The organism is Flavobacterium sp. CFS9 (assembly GCF_041154745.1).
Lineage (GTDB): Bacteria > Bacteroidota > Bacteroidia > Flavobacteriales > Flavobacteriaceae > Flavobacterium.
Genome location: NZ_AP031573.1, coordinates 4166661 through 4184411, shown reverse-complemented (window position 1 = coordinate 4184411; position 17751 = coordinate 4166661). Strand labels below are relative to the sequence as shown.

General features: G+C 36.7%; 18 protein-coding genes. 11 read left to right on the top strand and 7 right to left on the bottom strand.

Annotation, left to right across the window (positions count from 1 at the left end; all coding sequences use genetic code 11):
- Positions 1-239: 239 nt before the first annotated feature.
- Complete coding sequence (locus tag ACAM30_RS17595) at positions 240-860, bottom strand: response regulator transcription factor (protein ID WP_123923512.1); 621 nt, start codon at positions 858-860, stop codon at positions 240-242.
- A gap of 47 nt (positions 861-907) precedes the next feature.
- The gene (locus ACAM30_RS17590; RefSeq protein WP_369615877.1) at positions 908-2644 is read right to left on the bottom strand and encodes an ATP-binding protein; all 1737 of its coding nucleotides are present in this window, start codon (positions 2642-2644) and stop codon (positions 908-910) included.
- A 375-nt stretch (positions 2645-3019) separates the two neighbouring features.
- Here ACAM30_RS17590 and ACAM30_RS17585 point away from each other — a divergent pair, with 375 nt between their 5' ends.
- Positions 3020-4015, top strand: a complete 996-nt coding sequence (locus tag ACAM30_RS17585) for an SDR family NAD(P)-dependent oxidoreductase (RefSeq protein WP_369615876.1) — start codon at positions 3020-3022, stop codon at positions 4013-4015.
- Between the two features lie 144 nt (positions 4016-4159).
- Complete coding sequence (locus tag ACAM30_RS17580) at positions 4160-4981, top strand: helix-turn-helix domain-containing protein (protein WP_369615875.1); 822 nt, start codon at positions 4160-4162, stop codon at positions 4979-4981.
- Positions 4982-5063: 82 nt separating this feature from the next.
- Here the strand turns inward: ACAM30_RS17580 and ACAM30_RS17575 are convergent, their stop codons facing one another.
- Entirely contained in the window at positions 5064-5966 is a 903-nt protein-coding gene (locus ACAM30_RS17575; protein WP_369615874.1) for a hypothetical protein, read from the bottom strand.
- Entirely contained in the window at positions 5963-6391 is a 429-nt protein-coding gene (locus tag ACAM30_RS17570) for a DM13 domain-containing protein (RefSeq protein ID WP_369615873.1), read from the bottom strand. The genes ACAM30_RS17575 and ACAM30_RS17570 overlap by 4 nt, the downstream gene beginning before the upstream one ends.
- Before the next feature lie 382 nt (positions 6392-6773).
- Here ACAM30_RS17570 and ACAM30_RS17565 point away from each other — a divergent pair, with 382 nt between their 5' ends.
- Entirely contained in the window at positions 6774-7739 is a 966-nt protein-coding gene (locus tag ACAM30_RS17565) for a LysR substrate-binding domain-containing protein (RefSeq protein WP_369615872.1), read from the top strand.
- Positions 7740-7810: 71 nt separating this feature from the next.
- Here the strand turns inward: ACAM30_RS17565 and ACAM30_RS17560 are convergent, their stop codons facing one another.
- Together ACAM30_RS17560 and ACAM30_RS17555 are read right to left on the bottom strand one after the other, a co-directional pair.
- A complete protein-coding gene (locus tag ACAM30_RS17560) occupies positions 7811-8611 on the bottom strand; it encodes an alpha/beta hydrolase (protein WP_369615871.1) in 801 nt (266 codons plus the stop codon).
- 62 nt (positions 8612-8673) lie between these two features.
- A complete protein-coding gene (locus ACAM30_RS17555; protein ID WP_369615870.1) occupies positions 8674-9093 on the bottom strand; it encodes an OsmC family protein in 420 nt (139 codons plus the stop codon).
- Between the two features lie 465 nt (positions 9094-9558).
- On the opposite strand from ACAM30_RS17555, the gene ACAM30_RS17550 reads away from it, so the two are divergent.
- Positions 9559-10152, top strand: a complete 594-nt coding sequence (locus ACAM30_RS17550) for a hypothetical protein (RefSeq protein ID WP_369615869.1) — start codon at positions 9559-9561, stop codon at positions 10150-10152.
- 27 nt (positions 10153-10179) lie between these two features.
- On the opposite strand, the gene ACAM30_RS17545 is transcribed toward ACAM30_RS17550, so the two are convergent.
- Positions 10180-10947, bottom strand: a complete 768-nt coding sequence (locus tag ACAM30_RS17545; RefSeq protein ID WP_369615868.1) for a methyltransferase domain-containing protein — start codon at positions 10945-10947, stop codon at positions 10180-10182.
- A 352-nt stretch (positions 10948-11299) separates the two neighbouring features.
- On the opposite strand from ACAM30_RS17545, the gene ribB reads away from it, so the two are divergent.
- From ribB to ACAM30_RS17510, 7 genes are all read left to right on the top strand, one after another.
- On the top strand, positions 11300-11962 hold the full coding sequence (gene ribB / locus ACAM30_RS17540; protein ID WP_369615867.1) for a 3,4-dihydroxy-2-butanone-4-phosphate synthase: 663 nt from the start codon (positions 11300-11302) through the stop codon (positions 11960-11962).
- A 121-nt stretch (positions 11963-12083) separates the two neighbouring features.
- Positions 12084-12662, top strand: coding sequence for a Crp/Fnr family transcriptional regulator (locus ACAM30_RS17535; RefSeq protein WP_369615866.1), 579 nt, complete (start codon positions 12084-12086; stop codon positions 12660-12662).
- A gap of 154 nt (positions 12663-12816) precedes the next feature.
- Positions 12817-13380, top strand: a complete 564-nt coding sequence (locus ACAM30_RS17530) for a Crp/Fnr family transcriptional regulator (protein ID WP_369615865.1) — start codon at positions 12817-12819, stop codon at positions 13378-13380.
- 74 nt (positions 13381-13454) lie between these two features.
- Positions 13455-13781, top strand: coding sequence for a multidrug efflux SMR transporter (locus ACAM30_RS17525; RefSeq protein WP_369615864.1), 327 nt, complete (start codon positions 13455-13457; stop codon positions 13779-13781).
- Positions 13782-14035: 254 nt separating this feature from the next.
- Positions 14036-14383, top strand: coding sequence for a hypothetical protein (locus tag ACAM30_RS17520; protein ID WP_369615863.1), 348 nt, complete (start codon positions 14036-14038; stop codon positions 14381-14383).
- Between the two features lie 456 nt (positions 14384-14839).
- On the top strand, positions 14840-15313 hold the full coding sequence (locus ACAM30_RS17515) for a DUF4625 domain-containing protein (RefSeq protein ID WP_369615862.1): 474 nt from the start codon (positions 14840-14842) through the stop codon (positions 15311-15313).
- A 10-nt stretch (positions 15314-15323) separates the two neighbouring features.
- Positions 15324-17750 carry a TonB-dependent receptor gene (locus ACAM30_RS17510; RefSeq protein ID WP_369615861.1) on the top strand — a complete coding sequence of 809 codons (2427 nt, stop codon included), beginning with the start codon at positions 15324-15326 and terminating at the stop codon, positions 17748-17750.
- Position 17751: the final 1 nt, after the last annotated feature.

Genomic DNA, 17751 nt, shown 5'->3' with positions numbered 1-17751 from the left:
CGAGTGAAAAACGATTACTTTTTCGGATAAAAGCATCAAAATCAAGCGAAGTAAAAGAGATTAAGAAACCCTCCTCCAGAGCGCTTCTTCTAACAAAAAACCGGGGTTTAAAAAAAGTAAAGTTCACCATATAATAAATAATTAAAATTCCATACAAAGTCTCTTCGAATATCCCGTGATATTCAAAAATTACAGCGATTAGATTCAAGTCAAACTGACTTAAATCATCACACTATACTCTAGTTGATGTGCCCCAGTTTTGATGCCTCGCGCACCATACCGGCAACATTACTCACGTCGAGTTTGCTAAAAATGTTTTTTCTGTGATTTTCGACCGTATTGACCGAAAGCTTTAGTTCGCCGGCAATATCGGCTGTAGTAAATTCTCTAATAATGTATTGCATGATCGTAAGCTCTTTTGCCGTTAGCGTAATTGCTGTGCCTACCCTATTTTGTTTGGATAAAAAGGCATAGTCGTCCGGCAGATAAACTCCGCCTTCCCATACTAATCTAATAGCTTCTAAAAGATCTTCGCTGTCCTGATTTTTATTCACGTAACCTTTTACGCCCATAGCCAATAAGTTTTCGACTAATATGGGACTCGAAAGAGAGGTAAAAGCAATTACTCGTAAATCAGGGTGATTTTTGTGAAGGTATTCATAAACTTCCAGTCCCTGCACATCACTTGCAATCAGATCTACAATAATTAAATCTAATCCTGAATGCTCCTGAACTTTAAGATATAAATCTTGCTTATTTGTCGCGTAAAAAAGCACTTCCAAATCTTTTTGATTTGAAAAAAAACTAGTAAGACCCCCACAAACAATAGGTTGGTCTTCAAAAAATGCAATATGTATCATAGCACAAATTAGCGACAAAATAATTGTTAAATAAATAGCGGTTTTCCCTATTTCGGCAAGATAATTTTGAACGTACAACCTGCTGATTCATTGTTAAAAACGGCAAGTGTACCTTTATTTTTCAACATTAATTCCTGACACAAATAGAGCCCGATTCCAAACCCCGATTCCAGATTAGTGCCCAGTCCCGGATTTATTTTCTGTTTGAATAATTTGTCAATCTTCTTTTGTTCGATTCCTTTACCCGAATCTGTTACGATGATTTCATGATTTTCATATTCGATAACAATAGTACTGTCTGCGTAACTAAACTTAATGGCATTGTTGATAACGTTTCGCAAGACTATACTTAAAACGGCTGAGTTGAAAACTACGATTGTTCCTTTTGCGACCTTCAGTTCAATTGTAATATTCTTGGCTCTTACCTGATGTCCTAATTCTTTACAGGCCCCATTGATAAGATTGTGAAGCATGATCTCGCTATAACCCGATTGTGCGGTGATCAATTCCATTTTGGCCCAATCCAGTAAACTGGTAAGCATAGCATCCGATTGCTCCAATTGCTGCCCGATTGCTTTCATGTAAGTTGATACAATTTCATTTTCATTTTTAAGAATTTCTTCCTTTTCTAATAAAATTTTTAAGGTCGTAATGGGTTCCTTAAAATCATGAGAGATTACCGTAAAAATCTTTTGGTGCAATAAATTAAGACGTTTAAGATCATTATTCTTTACTTCAATTTGCTCTTTTTGCTGTTTTAGCGTTTCATTAGTAATTCGTTGTTTTTTGGTCAGCACTACAATCGAATACAATAATATGATTAATAAAGTAATTCCGATCAACGAAGCAACAAGAGCCACTTTCTGTTTTTGCAGACGCTCTTCTTTATTATCGTTAATTCTTTTCAGGTAAGTATTCTGCTGTTCTTTTAACCTGATCTTATTTGCAATTTCAAACGAGTCGATTCTGCTGTTTCGAATCTTCATGTCTTCTATCCCTACCAATCGATCGAGCCTTTCAAATGTTTTGTGGGCGGCCTCAAACTCTCCCCGCTCTACCATAATTTCTCGTAAGGTTCTCAAAGCATTAATTTTATTCTCTGTAGCATTACAGCTATCTGCAATTTTTATACTTTGAGCAATGGCTTCTTTTGCTTTTTCTATTTTATTTTGTCTGCTATAAACACGGGCTGTTTTAACATAAACTTCAGCCAGCTTACAAGGGTGATATTTTTTTGCTACACTTTCTGCGTGCAAAAATTCTTTCATGCTCTTTTTATTGTCATAGTTGATGTAATGATAATACCCCAGAATCAAATGAAGCACGATATAATTGCCCGGACTATCTGCAGGTGAAATTTTATCCTGACACAAACTGGCATAATGAAACGCTTTTTTATATTCTTTCTGAGTAAAAAATAAATCAGCCAATATGTATAAACTTCTGTTATAGGTTTTCTCAGATTCCTTTCCTTCTCCTTTAAACGCGACTGATTTGTCTAAAGCAAGAATAGCATCTGAAGGCCTTCCAATTATCTTATAATAATTTGCCTTAAAAAAATATCCCATCTGAAGTTCGAAAACACTTAAATTAGGTCTGGCTAAATGTTCATCAATGGAATAAATAAGACTGTCCAATTGATTTCGATTATCATAATTTCTTAGCTTCTCTTGTAAAACTTTGATTCTTGGACTAAATTCCTGAGCATTTAAATGAATCGAAAATAAAAAGAATAAAAAAAAGAAGTGTTTTATAAAGTTATTGGAAGTGCAGTTTGAAAACATAAATTTTATGAATTAAAATCGTTACTCTGATTTCTAAAGTAAATCCTTTCGTCACTTAATCCATACCCATTCAAAATTTACAGCGGCAAAATTATCAATAAGAACCTAATCAATTGCTATGAATTTGATAAAATAAGCAATTTAAACTTAAAGAAACTGTCATTAATTCAATATCTAATAAATTAACAAGATATTTAATGCTATTTTAAAAGCAATTCAATATAATCCTACTGTGTGATTCTCGTGCATATCCAGTCTTTACAACCTTTTAAACGCAATGACATTTTAAGCAAAGTAAAATGACATTCTGAACAAAGTCCCTCCTCCGGCTTCCCTATAACTTTGTCTTGTAATATTCATCTAAAAATCATTAAAATGAAACCAAACAATTATCAGGGGGCTTTGCAAAAACCAATCGGTTCAGGATTCAATGCAAAATCAACCACAAACGATGTCATTAAAGGAATTGATCTTAGCGGTAAAATTGCCATAGTAACAGGCGGAAATACCGGAATTGGTTTAGAAACCGTTAAAACGCTTGCCTCTGCGGGAGCAACCGTTATAGTGCCTGCCAGAGATCTTGCAAAGGCAAAGAAAAACTTAGCAGATATACCTAATATAGAACTAGAACTAATGGATTTAATGGATCCGGATTCTATCAGGCTGTTTGCCGAAAAGTTCGTCTTGTCAAACAGACCATTAGATTTACTCATTAACAACGCAGGGATTATGTGGGTTCCGTTTCGTCGGGATCATAGAGGTATCGAATCCCAACTGGCTACAAATTACTTATCGCACTTTCAGCTAACAGCCCAACTGTGGCCTGCTTTAAAGAAAGCCGGTTCAGCAAGAGTCATTCAGGTATCCTCTCAGGGACATCAGTTTGCTCCATTCCATTTTGATGATCCTAATTTTCTTTACCGAGAGTATGAAACCTTACAAGCCTACGGACAATCCAAAACAGCCAGTAATTTATTTGCTCTCGAGTTGGATAATCGCGGAAAAGAATTTGGTGTACGCTCCTATTCATTACATCCGGGATCTATAAACGGAACAGAACTTGCCAGAGAAGCCCCCTTAGAATTGTTTCAAAAAATGGGTTTCTGTGATCAGGACGGAACTATTTTGCCGGAAATATTGGCCAATTTAAAAACCATTCCACAAGGCGCAGCCACAACTGTATGGTGTGCCACAAGTCCATTGCTTGACGATCTTGGAGGGATATACTGTGAAGATGTAGAAATCGCTTCAGTAACCAATGATTCTACTGTAACTCCCGGAGTGAAATTATATTCCTTAGAGGAAGAAAATGCCAAGCGTTTATGGGTGCTCAGTGAAAAAATGGCTGAGGTTTCTTTTAATATCAGCTAACAAAACTTCGGCTAAAAAACAAAAGAAGTTACCGCAAGCTACTAGCGGTAACTTCTTAATAAAAACAAACGTTAGGAAAGTAACGAACGGTTAACCGCATAATTTTAGTACATTTGAAATTATGCCTTCTCAAAAAAAACACCCATGGAGTTTGAAGCAAAATACATCACCCCGGATATTAAACTATCTTGTTATTCCGATCGCTTTTTTAAATCGGATATCATGTTCGATCAGCACATGCTGGTCTGGTTTATCTCGGGCGAAACTAAGATTGTACAGGCCGATGGTGTTCATATTTTTAAGGAAGGAGATATTTTTCTCATTCCAAGAAACCAACTGGCTACTATTATCAACTATCCCAAAGATGGTCAGCCACATAAAACTGTGGTAATGCACTTAACTACATCCCTACTTAAAGATTTTTATACAAAACTTGATATTAAACCCAAAACCATAACACATCCTAAAATAAACCGTTATAACAATCATCCCTTATTAAAAAGCTGTCTCTCATCCTTAATTCCGTATTTTGACTTGAAAGAACTGCCTGAAAACATTGCTTCCCTTAAAATAACCGAAGCGATTAGTATTCTCAGAACAATTGACCCAAATGTTGATGATGTTCTGGCCAACTTTGAAGAACCGGGAAAAATTGATTTGGTCCGTTTTATGGAACGCAACTTTATGTTTAATATGCCTCTTGATAAAATTGGTTACCTCACCGGAAGAAGTCTTTCTACTTTCAACAGAGACTTCCGAAAATATTTTAACACCAGTCCGCAAAAATGGCTAACGCGCAAACGACTGGAACTGGCACACTATCAGTTAACGCATCATCAAAAAAAAGCGATCGATGTTTGTTACGAAGTTGGTTTTGAAAACCTTTCCCATTTTTCCCATGCTTTCAAAAAACAGTTTGGTTATACTGCCACAGCATTAACCCATATTAATAATGACCCGTTATAAAAGAAATATGAAAAGAAACATATTTCTTACACCTGGTGGGTTAATAATGATTTCACCTTAATAATTAATCTTAAACTATTCTTTAAAATCGCACTTTATAGCTCACTCCTGCCGTCCATGCCCGTGTAAGTCCATCCGGTCTCACTTCTCTCACTACAAAAGGTGTCGCCACTGAGGCTTCAATACTGCTTCCGGATGAAAAATGATATCCTGCAATTAAGTTTCCATTAATGGTAAGTCCGTCAGAACCTTTAATCGTCTGTCTTTGCCCGTAAATATCTTCGTAAGTATCTTCTCCTAAATGATAAATAAAAAGTAAATTCGGCTTGAACGAAAATTTACGACTGGCTGTATTTATGGTATAAGTTCCGCGCAAAAGAACGTCCGGTTTTCTCTCGAATAAATTGGTGGTCACGAAATCAGCTGTACCGGAATATTCGCTGAAATAGGAGTTCTTATTGATATTAAAGACCGGCAATTGTATCGCAGCATTAAAATCCCAGTTTTTATAGTTCAGATTCACACTTCCCAAAAAATCAAAAGTTCCAAGACTGCTTTGATAATCCATTGGAAGCGCATGATCGTTTATCTTAAGATTACTTTGATTAAACGGAACTTTAATCCCCGAAATAAAACTCCATTGATACAGTTTTGTCGTAACCGGAGTATAATTTGCCGTTAAAAAAGCATCTCCAACCGAGCCCCTTCCTCCAAAACTTCCATTGGCATACTGAGAAGTCACTTTTACATTTCCCGACCACTTTTCATTAAAATTTCTGGTGTAACCAATATAACCCGACCAATATTTCACATCCACATCGCCTTTTCCTAGAATAGTTCCAAATTCAATATGGTTATTCTTCTTATCGTCGTTTTCATGAAACGCTCCTCCAATACTGCAAATACCGGCATCACTACAGCCTTGCGCTTCACTATAATTGAATACAAACAACGAAGCTAAAACTATCAAAAACTTAATTTTCATAATGAGTTAGATTTTAAAGCAGCAGTGGCAAAAAGATGATTGAATTGCTGACAATGAATTAGTACATAAGGATAGGCCGCTAAATTTACTCCTGCCGGGATCGTATAGGTTTGTGAATTTCCAGTTCCTAAGCTACCCAGATTTACAAAACTGTCCGGTAGATTGGTTTTAGAAAGATAAACCTTAAGATCAGGTCCACTGGAAATGCTAAAATCTTTAAGTGATACTTTATACAAATCACCTTCTTTATAAATACGGGCCGAACCGGTAACAGTATTGCCCGATTCAGCTTCAAAGGTTCCCACAGAAAGCAAAGTTGCTTCCGGAGAAACCACCATTGAACCAATTTTTTCACGGGTTAATTCTCCTTCTGATTCACATCCGAAGAGTATTAAAATAGCGATTAAAGAAAGTAGTGTTCTCATATTGTTTCGTTTAGTAAAGCCAAATTAGTAAGTCTCCCCATTGCATAATGTCGGCTAGTTTACATATCCTGAACATTTTTGATATTCTCAGATTGTATTTTACATTTTTTTCTCCTTGGATTAAAAAAACACTTAAGCGCTCCATTATATTTTTCTACCTTTAACCTGTTATAAAAAATCATTTAACACATAGGAACATAGTCTTATATGTGTGTAAAAAAATGTAAAAAGAAACCTGTTTCTTAAGCATAGAAGTCTGTGTGTGTGTGTGTGTTTTAAACAAGTGAAACGCCTTTTTTTGAGAATGTTAAATCTATGTTTCTATGCGTTTAAAAATAATTACATCCAACGGGTTACTTTTAAATCAATTATACCAATCGAGATGACCATCCAACAATTAAAATATATTGTAGCATTAGACGAGGAGCGTCATTTTGCAAGAGCAGCAGAAGTCTGCCTGGTATCGCAACCCGGACTAACGATTCAGCTAAAAAACCTGGAAGAAGAAATTGGAATTAAAATTTTCGATCGAAACAAAGTCCCCTTGACCCCTACAGTTCTTGGAACCGAAATTATAAACCGAGCCAAAAAGATACTTCGCGAAGCCGATGAAATCAGAGATTTTGTGGTAAATGAGAAAAACAAACTCGAAGGAGAAGTTAAAGTTGGAATCATTTCGACTTTATCCCCTTATCTGATCCCTCTTTTTATTCAGGCCATGAAAAAAGCCACTCCAAAAATGCAATTCATCATAAAAGAAGCCAACACAGGGCAACTGATGAATGATGTTATGACAGGAGCTCTGGATGTAGCGATTATGGCAACTCCTACCGGAAATCCTCATTTAATTGAACATCCTGTTTTTAAAGAACCTTTTGTGGCTTATTTGAATACAGTGCACCCAATGGCCACGGCATCACACTATGAATTGCAGCCATCAGACCTGGCCGAATTGCTTTTGCTTCAAAACGAATATTGTTACAATGCCCAGCTTCTTGATATTTGTGATATCAAAAGTACAGGAAAAATTAAAGAGCAGTTCCGTTACGATATCAGCTCGATTGAAACGCTGAAAAATCTGGTACGGGCCGAATTAGGATTCGCTATAATCCCTCAGCTTTCGATGATTAATGAAGTAGAAACCGGACTTTTTAAGCATTTTAAAGATCCAAAACCTGTACGTGAAATCAGTCTGGTGGTCTCTGATACTTTTTCTAAGAAATTGCTGCTTGAAAAAATGAACGAAGCCATCTGGAATTGCTTACCGGAATCTTTGCAGCAAAACTTTGCTTACCGTAAAATAAGATGGAACGATTCTCCTTATTTTATTAAAGCTACCACAAGATAAACTATTACAAAAAAAGCCGAAATACAAAGTGTATCTCGGCTTTTGAGTTTTTAAAAAAGAGACTCAATCAATTATTTCTTAGCGCTTAAATCTTTAGCTGCACCAATAATTACGTTTGCCACAGCTTCCGGCTGTGAGATAAAAACACAGTGACTTCCTTTTACTTCTGTCACTTTAGTTTTGGAACGTTTGTACATGGCACGCTGAATTGAAGGATCGATACTTTTGTCCTGTGTAGCAATTACTGCATAAGCCGGTTTATCTTTCCAGGCCGCTTTTGTAATAGGTGTGATAAAACCTTTGGCATAAAAAGCACCTTGTGAAGCGTACATAAAAGCGGTATCTTCCTTACTAATGTCGGCACAGAAACCGGCATGAAACTTAGCTTCATCATAATAAACGATCCCTTTATCATTGGGAGCCAAAACACCATTTTCAGGAGCGGGAGCAGCCGTTTGTAACCATTGCAAAGCCGATTCTCCGTTATCTGGCTGGAAAGCGGCTACATAGACCAATCCCACAACATTAGGGTGATTACCGGCCTGTGTAATTACGGCACCTCCCCAGGAATGTCCCACCAAAATCGTTGGACCGTCCTGATTGTCCAATACCACATTGGTTGCTGCTACATCATCTTCAAGCGAGCTTAACGGATTTTGAACAATAGTTACTCTATATCCTTTTTTTGAAAGTACATTGTATAAATTTCTCCATCCGGAACCATCTGCAAATGCTCCGTGAACCAATACTACATTTTTAACTTTTGCAGCTGCTGTTTGTGCAATTGAAGTGGCAGACATTAAGAAGGTCAAAATTAAAGCGGCAGATATGAATATACGATTCAATTGTCTTTTTACATTTATTGTTTTCATTTTTTATTTTTTAAGATGTTGTTTGTTAGATTAAAATTGAAATACCCTGTAATAGCAATTATTTAAGACAATAAAGACACATTTAAAGCGATCTCTGTGTTAAGTAATTTTGAAATAGGACAAATCTCTTTTGCTTTTTGCGCTGTTTTCTCAAAATCTTCTGTAGTAATCCCCGGAACTGATCCCGAAAGTTCAAGTGTAATTAAAGTAATTGTCCCGTCTTCAAAAGTTACTTTGGCTGTAGTATTAAGATCTTCGGGAACAAAACCGGTCTCTGATAATAAAAAGCTCAATTGCATAGTAAAACATCCTGCATGTGCGGCCGCTACCAATTCTTCAGGGTTAGTCCCTACTCCTTCAGCAAAACGGGTTTTAAAAGAGAGTTGAGCATTGTTTAAAGTAGTACTTTGTGTTGTAATGGTTCCTTTTCCTTCCATTCCTGTACCTTTCCAATTTGCATTTGCGTTTCTTGTAAATTTCATGATTAAAGTTTTTAATGTTATCAATTTTTAATTTTCAAACCGTTGTTCTGATTTGATGGGACAAATTTATGGCAGGTATCTTCATAAATCAAATTGATAATTTTACAACATTATAAAATAAATTTATAATATTAATCTAAAATCCTGAAACTCTATTTAGTTTCAAAGGCTTCAGCCCAGTTTATCAGGAAGTATTAACGGCAAGATTCTTGTTTACGTTTTAATGTAATTTATTTTCTCTAAATTATAATGAAGAGGAAAACAACAGCAAAAAGAGATTTGTATTCACCTAAACAACACAAGCATCTGCGAAAAAAAACGTAAATTTATAACTGATTGTCTGCAGGTTACAAAACACTAGAAATAATTAACTTTTAGTAAATGCAATAAATAGTTATACTTAAATGTTATCTATCCGGATACAAACACATTCGTTTGATGTTTGTCTTAAAATTTAAAAATAATATGAAAAAGATACTATTAACGATTATACTAACCAGTGCTGTTTTACAGGGATACGCGCAGAAAGAACTTGGTGGCAAATACAAACCTATTGATTCTAAAAATTCAGAAATCAAAGACGTTCCGCCTCCAACAGAAACTCCTTTAAATCCGGATCTGCCACTGCCAAAAGAGCCTACTGTTTTAAAAATCAATCCGGAAGAGCTGTATAAAAACAACAGTCTGTACAAACCGGAAGCCAATGTAGAAGGGATTTTTTACAGAAGAAATGAATATTTGGGAGGTTTTGTCACCAATACGGCTGTATCGACCGTTCGTTATCGTGATGCCGCTTTTGTAGATGGCGATAAAATAAGAGTATATCTGAACGATAAAGTAATTGAACCCGAAGTAAGTTTAAACGGAGATTATCAGGGTTTTAAAATTACTTTGGTCAAAGGAATGAATAAAATTGACTTTGAAGCTTTAAACGAAGGTTCTGCCTCGCCCAACACAGCCGAATTTCAGGTATATGACGACAAAGGAAAAGTGATCGAAGCGAGCCAGTGGAATGTAGGGAAAGGTTACAAAGCTACTATCATTCTGTACAAAGAATAAAGTTTTTTACAAGTAAATATTCTTTCGTTAGGTTTTACGACCATAAAGTAAGAGTCTTTTAAAAGAATAGATAGCGGGAAGTTTGGGAAAACCTTCCGCTATTCTTTTTTTGTAGGTTTCGATAAAAAGGGCTTTCTCCTCTCCTTCCAGCCTTTCTGCATACGGAATCAAAGCCGAACCTGAGATAAAACTAAATAGGGTTTCATGATCGTTTGCGATAATGGGATATACTTTTTGCTGAATCTGAAGATCCTCCAATCCGCCATCAAACAGAATTTGTGCATAATCGTCGATACTCAAAACCGGTGATTCTCTTTTGAATCCTTTTAAAAAAGAGACAAAAGGCTCTTCCTGTACCAGCTCTAAAAGGATTTTATTGAGTTTATTTTCCGGTTGTACGGGCATTTGTACAGCGAATTGTCCTTTGGAATTTAACTGCTCCAACAACTGAGAAAACAACGTTTTATGATTGTCTGACCATTGCAGAGCCGCATTACTAAAAATCAGATCCCATTTTTCACCTGATTTTATCGTTTCTTCTGTGGTGGCTTTTCTGAAATGCAGACGATCCGTTTCTAAAGATTTCGATTGTTCCAGCATTTCTTCCGAAGAATCTACTCCCAGAAAGTACGCTTCTTCAAATTTATCAGACAAAATTGCCGTTTGTTCTCCCGTACCACAGCCCAGATCAATGACCTTCATTCCTTTTACTGGCTGAATAAAACTCGCCAAATCATAAAATGGCTGATAACGAATGTTTTTGAACTTATTGTAGATTTCGGGATTCCAGGGCATTGCTCACTTCTTTTTATAATCCATTCTGATTAGTAAAAAGTGTATAATCAGTACAGATTTCGATTAATAGTGACTAAGATACAAAATTATCCGAGGATTAAATAACAATAAAAACAGACATTACAATGCGTATTTATACGGTTTTTAGTAAAAGTATATTGTTCCGTAGTAGGTTGATTTACGAGTCTATAAATCCGACAGGTTTTTAAAACCTGTCGGATTTGGGTTAATCAGTATTTATACGTTTTTTGCCTTTTAAAGAATGCCTGTCGTTTTATTGACTTAGATCAAACTTTTGTGTCTGAAACAAGTCTAGCTTTGCTGCTCTTTAATTCAAAAAACGCAACAAAAGATGATCAGCACATTATCCTATCCATTAGAAAAATTTGGTTTAACCAGTATCGAACGTGTCGAAAATGCTTTACGACAACTGCGAAACGGAAAAGGAATTCTATTAACTGACGACGAAAATCGCGAAAACGAAGGTGATTTAATTTTTTCAGCACAGCACATTAACATACAAGACATGGCCATGATGATACGCGAATGCAGCGGAATTGTCTGCCTTTGTCTGACCAATGAAAAAGCCGATCAGTTGGAATTGCCTTATATGGTAAAAGAAAACACCAGCAGTTTCCAGACGCCTTTTACCATTACAATCGAAGCAAAAGAGGGTGTAACTACGGGGGTATCGGCAGCAGATCGAATTACCACCATTAAAACTGCAATTGCATTAAATTCTAAACCGACTGATCTTGCAAAACCCGGGCATATCTTTCCCTTACGTGCTAAAAACAACGGCGTGCTTGAACGAAACGGACATACCGAAGGCAGTGTAGATTTAATGAAATTAGCAGGCCTGCAACCGGAAGCTATTCTGTGCGAACTAATGAACGAAGATGGAAGCATGGCTAAACTGGACAAAATCATTAGCTTTGCAATACAACACGATTTGGTAGTACTCTCAATAGAAGATATTATTTACTACCGAAAATATGTAAAGGACTATGTTTGATTGTTAATGGTTAATTGTTGATGGTTGACGGTTAATTATTTATACTCATCATCCAACTATCTAATTATCCAAAAATCTAACAATCTAATTGTCTAATTATCTAATTGTCTAATTAAAAAAAATGCCCTACAATCAACTTGGTGCTTATATAAAAAGTCGTATTGCAGTTTCTGATGAAGATCTCAGTACCATTTTGTCTTACTTTAAACCTTTACAGCGGGACAAAAACGATCTGTTGCTTTCGTCGGGACAAACGAGTCAAAATAGTTATTTTGTAGATAAAGGCTGTTTGAGAATTTATTACATCAACGAAGAAGGAAAAGATGTCACGCGTTATATTGCATTCGAAAATCAATTCGCTACGGCTCTGGTGAGTTTTATTACCAAAATGCCTTCAACAGAATACATACAAGTCATCGAGAAATCGGAGTTGTTATATATTAGCCACGAAGATTTTAATCATTTGATGGAGATTGTCCCACAATGGAGGGAGTTTTATTGTTCGTATCTCGAAAGAGCCTATGTGAATAATACCAATAGACTGATGTCGTTTACAACTATGGGGGCTTTAGAAAGATACACCCAATTACTCAAAATCAATCCCACAATTGTAAAACGATTGCCTAATAAAATTGTAGCTTCGTACATCAATATTTCGCAGGAAACACTAAGCAGACTGAAATCTAAGGTTTTAATTTAGCTTTTTGTGAAATGTGCCATGTGAAATGTAAAATGTGAGATGTGAGATGGAAAAATTAAAGTCCGCGATAACCCATAACCCATAACCCATAACCCATAACCCATAACTCATAACTCATAACTCATAACTCATAACTAACCATCAACCATTAACAATGCACATAGATACCATTCTTGACAACATCTTTCCGCTTCCTGAGGAATCCAAAAATGCGCTGAAGCTTTGCATTAGTGAAATAAAATATCCCAAAGGACATATACTGTTAAATGCCGGAAAGGTTGAATCTGCGCTTTATTTTATAAAAAAAGGAATCGTACGGGCATATGTTGAGGAGAATGATAATGAAGTTACGTTTTGGTTTGGAAAAGAAGGACAAACGGTTGTTTCGATGAAAAGTTATGTGGAAGAACAAAAAGGTTATGAAACAATAGAACTTTTGGAAGACTGCGAACTCTACGAATTAAAAAAAGCACATCTTCAACAATTGTTTGATACCGATATCCATATTGCCAATTGGGGCAGGAAGTTTGCCGAACAGGAACTTGTTAAAACCGAAGAACGCCTGATTTCAAGGCAATTCAGAAATGCCACTGATCGCTATCTCGAACTTATGAAATACCATCCAGAACTGCTTCAAAGAATTCAACTGGGACATATTGCCTCCTATCTTGGCATTACACAGGTTAGTCTGAGCAGAATCAGAGCTGATCTGAAATAAATTCATTTTTTATCATTTGTTAAATTTTTATTGCGGGAGTTAAAGGAACTTTGCGCCATAAAAATATTACACTTATGAACTGGATTATTCTAATTATTGCGGGACTGTTTGAAGTCTCTTTTGCAACTTGTCTCGGAAAAGCCAAAGAAGCAACCGGTACCGATGTTTATTTATGGTACACTGGCTTTTTTGTATCACTGACCATAAGCATGCTGTTACTGATTAAAGCCACTGAAACCTTGCCTATTGGAACGGCCTATGCGGTATGGACCGGAATTGGAGCTGTGGGAACGGTGCTGATGGGAATTTTTATTTTTAAAGAACCAGCCGACTTCTGGCGATTATTTTTTTTGTTTACTCTGGTAAGTTCGATTATCGGACTGAAAGCGGTATCACATTAATCAGATTACCACCTTTACAATAGTTACTTCAAATTGATATGTCATTTCAGGGAACGGAAATTTTATTCAGCGCAAGTTGATTTTTTAGCCATTTTCCGTTTCCTGAAGCGACAAAAGAGGCCTAATCTGTCTTTTTACTTATAAGATTTATCCTTTTATTTTTTTCTTTATTTTTTTAATGAAACAATGTTGCATTTACAAATAAGAATTCTATATTTGTACTTCATTGCTTTAGTAGCTATGGATTCATTAGAATGAAAAAGAAATTTAAACTTATAAATCTTTTGATGCCGCTGGTGGTAGTATTTGCTATACTATTTCCAGCGATACATTCGTATGAACACATACACAGTCATAGTTCCGGCACTAAAAAAGCTGTACTTTATCATAGCGATAAAAGTGAATTTAAAATGCAGGATCACTCTAACGATGAGTGTGCTATTTGTCATTTCAAATTCAGTCCGGTCAGTACTTTTGACTTTGTAACTTTTCAGTTTTATAAAAATAGTACGCCAATTCCTTATGTACATTTTTATTCCAAATCGTTTACTCCTTTTTTCAAAGGTTCCTTATTTGCCCTTCGTGCACCCCCTATTGCCTAAAACGACAAAAGTAAATCATTTCAATTCTGAGATGGTGTGCTGTTATACGTTTTAGATACTCGCAACACCGAAAAAGTATTTCCCTTTTTTAAGACAGCTTATATTTTATATTTCTTTTCTATATCCGGAAAAGCACTTTGATCGATACTAATTGACACGATTGTTCCTTTTTTGAAATACAACTTTCGTACAATGCTATTCTTTCAAAAAACTTCGCTGTCAGCTGATTGTCTGCGACTTTACCATTCAATACCTCCAATTGGGTATTGAATTGGCTTCACTGTACACCTTTTTACTTTTTGTTTCCCAATTCCTTACCGACGAAAACAATGTTTTTTTTGCGACCTTATCCTGTGCCGTAAAACTGCCATTTGCCTAGTATTCTCCGGTTTGGAACATGCCTTTTGTAACCCACATTTTTTACATATGAATACCACAAAACTCAAACCAAATCGAATGAGAACTTCAAAAATGCTTTTGGCTTTTTTGGCAACCGGCTTTGCTTTCACAGGCTGTGACAGTGATAAAACTGAAATTGACACCGAATATCCTGTAATTGATGTTTCGGCAGCAAATGCATTTCCGATACAATGCAGTACGATTACCCGCGGACAAAAAATTACTTTCAGAGCAAAGTTCTCAGACAACGCACAACTGGGATCTTATAGTCTGGACATTCACCACAATTTCGACCATCACAATCACAGTACCGAAGTAGCGTCCTGCAATGAGGATCCAGTCAAAAAACCGGTAAACCCAATGCTTTACATCAATTCGATTACGATTCCTTCCGGGCAAAAGAGTTTTGAAGCTGTTCAGGAAATCGAAATTCCACAAAACATTGATGCCGGAGATTATCATTTTCTCATTCGTTTAACCGATAAGGAAGGCTGGCAGACGATCAAAGGTTTGAGTATTAAAATATTATAAATTGATTTTGATGAACAAGACTAAGTCAAATCAATTGCGGACTTATTGCGTGCTGCTCTTTTGTTTTGTTTTGGTTACAAAAGTAGCAGCCCAATCCGTTCGTGTTTCCGGCACCGTATTTTCTAAGGATCAAAAACCTTTGGAAGGTGCTTTGGTTACGCTGTATCCGGCTCATATTAGCACTATAACCAACAAAAAAGGAGAGTATTTCCTCAATCAGGTTCCTAAAAACACAAAGCGATTAACAGTAACCTATTCCGGGTATGCTTCTTATGAAACAGCAATTGCTATAAATCAGAACACAATTGTACTCCCTGCTATTTTCTTACAACCGGAAATACAGGAGTTATCAGAAGTTGTTATTAGCGAAGGCTATGAAGTACGTCGCAAAAAACAGGAATCCCTTAATCTTGAAATCGTAAACAGCAGTTTCATCCAGCGCAATCTTGGCGGAAGCTTAATGCAGTCTTTGCAAAGACTTCCGGGGGTTAAAACCATTTCTATTGGTTCTGGCGGCTCCAAACCACTGATTCGCGGACTGAGTTTTAATCAGGTCATTGTGGTTGAAAACGGTATCAAACACGAAGGTCAGCAATGGGGAGCAGATCACGGTTTGGAAATCGATCAATATGCGGTGAACCGCGTGGCAATCATTAAAGGTCCGTCATCGTTTATGTACGGTTCTGATGCGATTGGCGGCGCTATAAACATACAGCCTGTACCTTTTCCTGCTCCCCATGTGTTGGGCGGAACAGTTGATTTTACAGGCAAAAGTAATAACGAACAATTTGGAGGGTCGATCAATTTCTACGGTCGAAACGAAAAATGGTTCTTTGATTCCAGAATGACTGTTATGGATTACGGAGATTATCGCGTTCCTACTGATACTGTACACGTTTACAATTATGCTGTTCCATTATACAAAAATCACTTGCGCAATACGGCTGGACGCGAACTCGATGTACACGCCAGTACCGGTTATGTGACGGATCGACTAAAATCGGTTTTCTATTTCAGTAATATTTATACCAAAAGCGGTTTTTTTGCCAATGCTCATGGGCTTGAACCACGAAAGGTAGACACAGAGCTGCACGACCGCTCTAGCAGAGATATTCTGATGCCTTTTCAGGAAGTTACGCATACCAAAATTAGCAATACGACTTCCTTTTCATCAGGTTCACACCGCTTCGAAGCGCAGTTGGGCTTTCAGAAAAACTTTCGTCGGGAATGGAGTCATTATGTCAATCATGGCTATATGCCGCCTCTCTATCCTACTGATATGTATGCTCCGAAAGATCTCGAAAGGCAGTACGATAAAGAAGTTTTTACTGCCGCTTTCAAAGATGAGTTTTCTTTCGGAAATCATCAATTCATAGCAGGAATCAATGCCGAACAGCAGCAAAATAGTATTAATGGCTGGAGTTTTCTGATTCCTGCTTTTAAACAATTCAATGCCGGAGGATTTGTTTATGATAAAATTCAGCTTAACGAATTATGGCTGCTTCATGCCGCTGTACGACTGGATTATGGCAAAATCAAAATGAAACAATACACCGACTGGTTTCCAAGCGAAGTCACTGAAAATGGCCAAACAACTTCTGAATATCTAAAACGTTCTGAAGACCTGACCCGTGTTTTTCAAAGTTTCAACTGGTCAGCAGGCGTTAATTATACTCCCGGACAATGGTCTTTAAAAGCCAATTTGGGGACGAGTTTCAGAATGCCTATTGCCAAAGAACTGGCTTCAAATGGGGTAAATTATCATTATTTCAGATTTGAAAAAGGCAATCCCAATTTAGCAGCCGAACGTTCGTATCAATTGGATCTTGGTATGGAATGGAAAAATACGAAGTGGTCTTTTCAACTGAGTCCGTTCTTTAATTATTTCCCCAATTACATCTACCTTAATCCAACTTCACAGCATGATATTTATTACGGAGCCGGCAATCAGGTTTTTGAATATGAGCAGAGTAAAGTGATGCGTTACGGTGGTGAATTACAGCTGCGTTATCAGTTTCTTGAAAATTTAAGCGGTGAAGTATTAGCAGAATATCTATATAGCGAACAAATGTCGGGAGCTAAAAAAGGATATACACTACCCTTTTCTCCTCCTCCATCTGTTTTGTTTGGAATGACATACAATCCGAAAATTAAAGGTTTAACAGAAAGCTATTTCTCCCTTGATTATCGCTTTACCGCCGAGCAGGATCAGATTGTTCCGCCCGAAAAGAAAACGGCAAGCAGCAACGTCTTTAACCTCGCTATGGGAACTAAACTAAAAACCGGATCGCAGGATTTTATCATTAGTCTGCAGGTTCAGAATCTGTTCAACACAAAGTACCTGAATCACACCAGTTTTTACCGATTAATAGAACTTCCTGAAGCCGGTAGGAACATCATACTCTCGCTTAAAATTCCATTTTTAATACACAAATAAA

Bases quoted from the DNA above. Each gene is read 5' to 3' on its own strand.
- ACAM30_RS17595 (WP_123923512.1), bottom strand. From the start codon at position 860: ATGATACATATTGCATTTTTTGAAGACCAACCTATTGTTTGTGGGGGT.
- ACAM30_RS17590 (WP_369615877.1), bottom strand. From the start codon at position 2,644: ATGTTTTCAAACTGCACTTCCAATAACTTTATAAAACACTTCTTTTTT.
- ACAM30_RS17585 (WP_369615876.1), top strand. From the start codon at position 3,020: ATGAAACCAAACAATTATCAGGGGGCTTTGCAAAAACCAATCGGTTCA.
- ACAM30_RS17580 (WP_369615875.1), top strand. From the start codon at position 4,160: ATGGAGTTTGAAGCAAAATACATCACCCCGGATATTAAACTATCTTGT.
- ACAM30_RS17575 (WP_369615874.1), bottom strand. From the start codon at position 5,966: ATGAAAATTAAGTTTTTGATAGTTTTAGCTTCGTTGTTTGTATTCAAT.
- ACAM30_RS17570 (WP_369615873.1), bottom strand. From the start codon at position 6,391: ATGAGAACACTACTTTCTTTAATCGCTATTTTAATACTCTTCGGATGT.
- ACAM30_RS17565 (WP_369615872.1), top strand. From the start codon at position 6,774: ATGACCATCCAACAATTAAAATATATTGTAGCATTAGACGAGGAGCGT.
- ACAM30_RS17560 (WP_369615871.1), bottom strand. From the start codon at position 8,611: ATGAAAACAATAAATGTAAAAAGACAATTGAATCGTATATTCATATCT.
- ACAM30_RS17555 (WP_369615870.1), bottom strand. From the start codon at position 9,093: ATGAAATTTACAAGAAACGCAAATGCAAATTGGAAAGGTACAGGAATG.
- ACAM30_RS17550 (WP_369615869.1), top strand. From the start codon at position 9,559: ATGAAAAAGATACTATTAACGATTATACTAACCAGTGCTGTTTTACAG.
- ACAM30_RS17545 (WP_369615868.1), bottom strand. From the start codon at position 10,947: ATGCCCTGGAATCCCGAAATCTACAATAAGTTCAAAAACATTCGTTAT.
- ribB (WP_369615867.1), top strand. From the start codon at position 11,300: ATGATCAGCACATTATCCTATCCATTAGAAAAATTTGGTTTAACCAGT.
- ACAM30_RS17535 (WP_369615866.1), top strand. From the start codon at position 12,084: ATGCCCTACAATCAACTTGGTGCTTATATAAAAAGTCGTATTGCAGTT.
- ACAM30_RS17530 (WP_369615865.1), top strand. From the start codon at position 12,817: ATGCACATAGATACCATTCTTGACAACATCTTTCCGCTTCCTGAGGAA.
- ACAM30_RS17525 (WP_369615864.1), top strand. From the start codon at position 13,455: ATGAACTGGATTATTCTAATTATTGCGGGACTGTTTGAAGTCTCTTTT.
- ACAM30_RS17520 (WP_369615863.1), top strand. From the start codon at position 14,036: ATGAAAAAGAAATTTAAACTTATAAATCTTTTGATGCCGCTGGTGGTA.
- ACAM30_RS17515 (WP_369615862.1), top strand. From the start codon at position 14,840: ATGAGAACTTCAAAAATGCTTTTGGCTTTTTTGGCAACCGGCTTTGCT.
- ACAM30_RS17510 (WP_369615861.1), top strand. From the start codon at position 15,324: ATGAACAAGACTAAGTCAAATCAATTGCGGACTTATTGCGTGCTGCTC.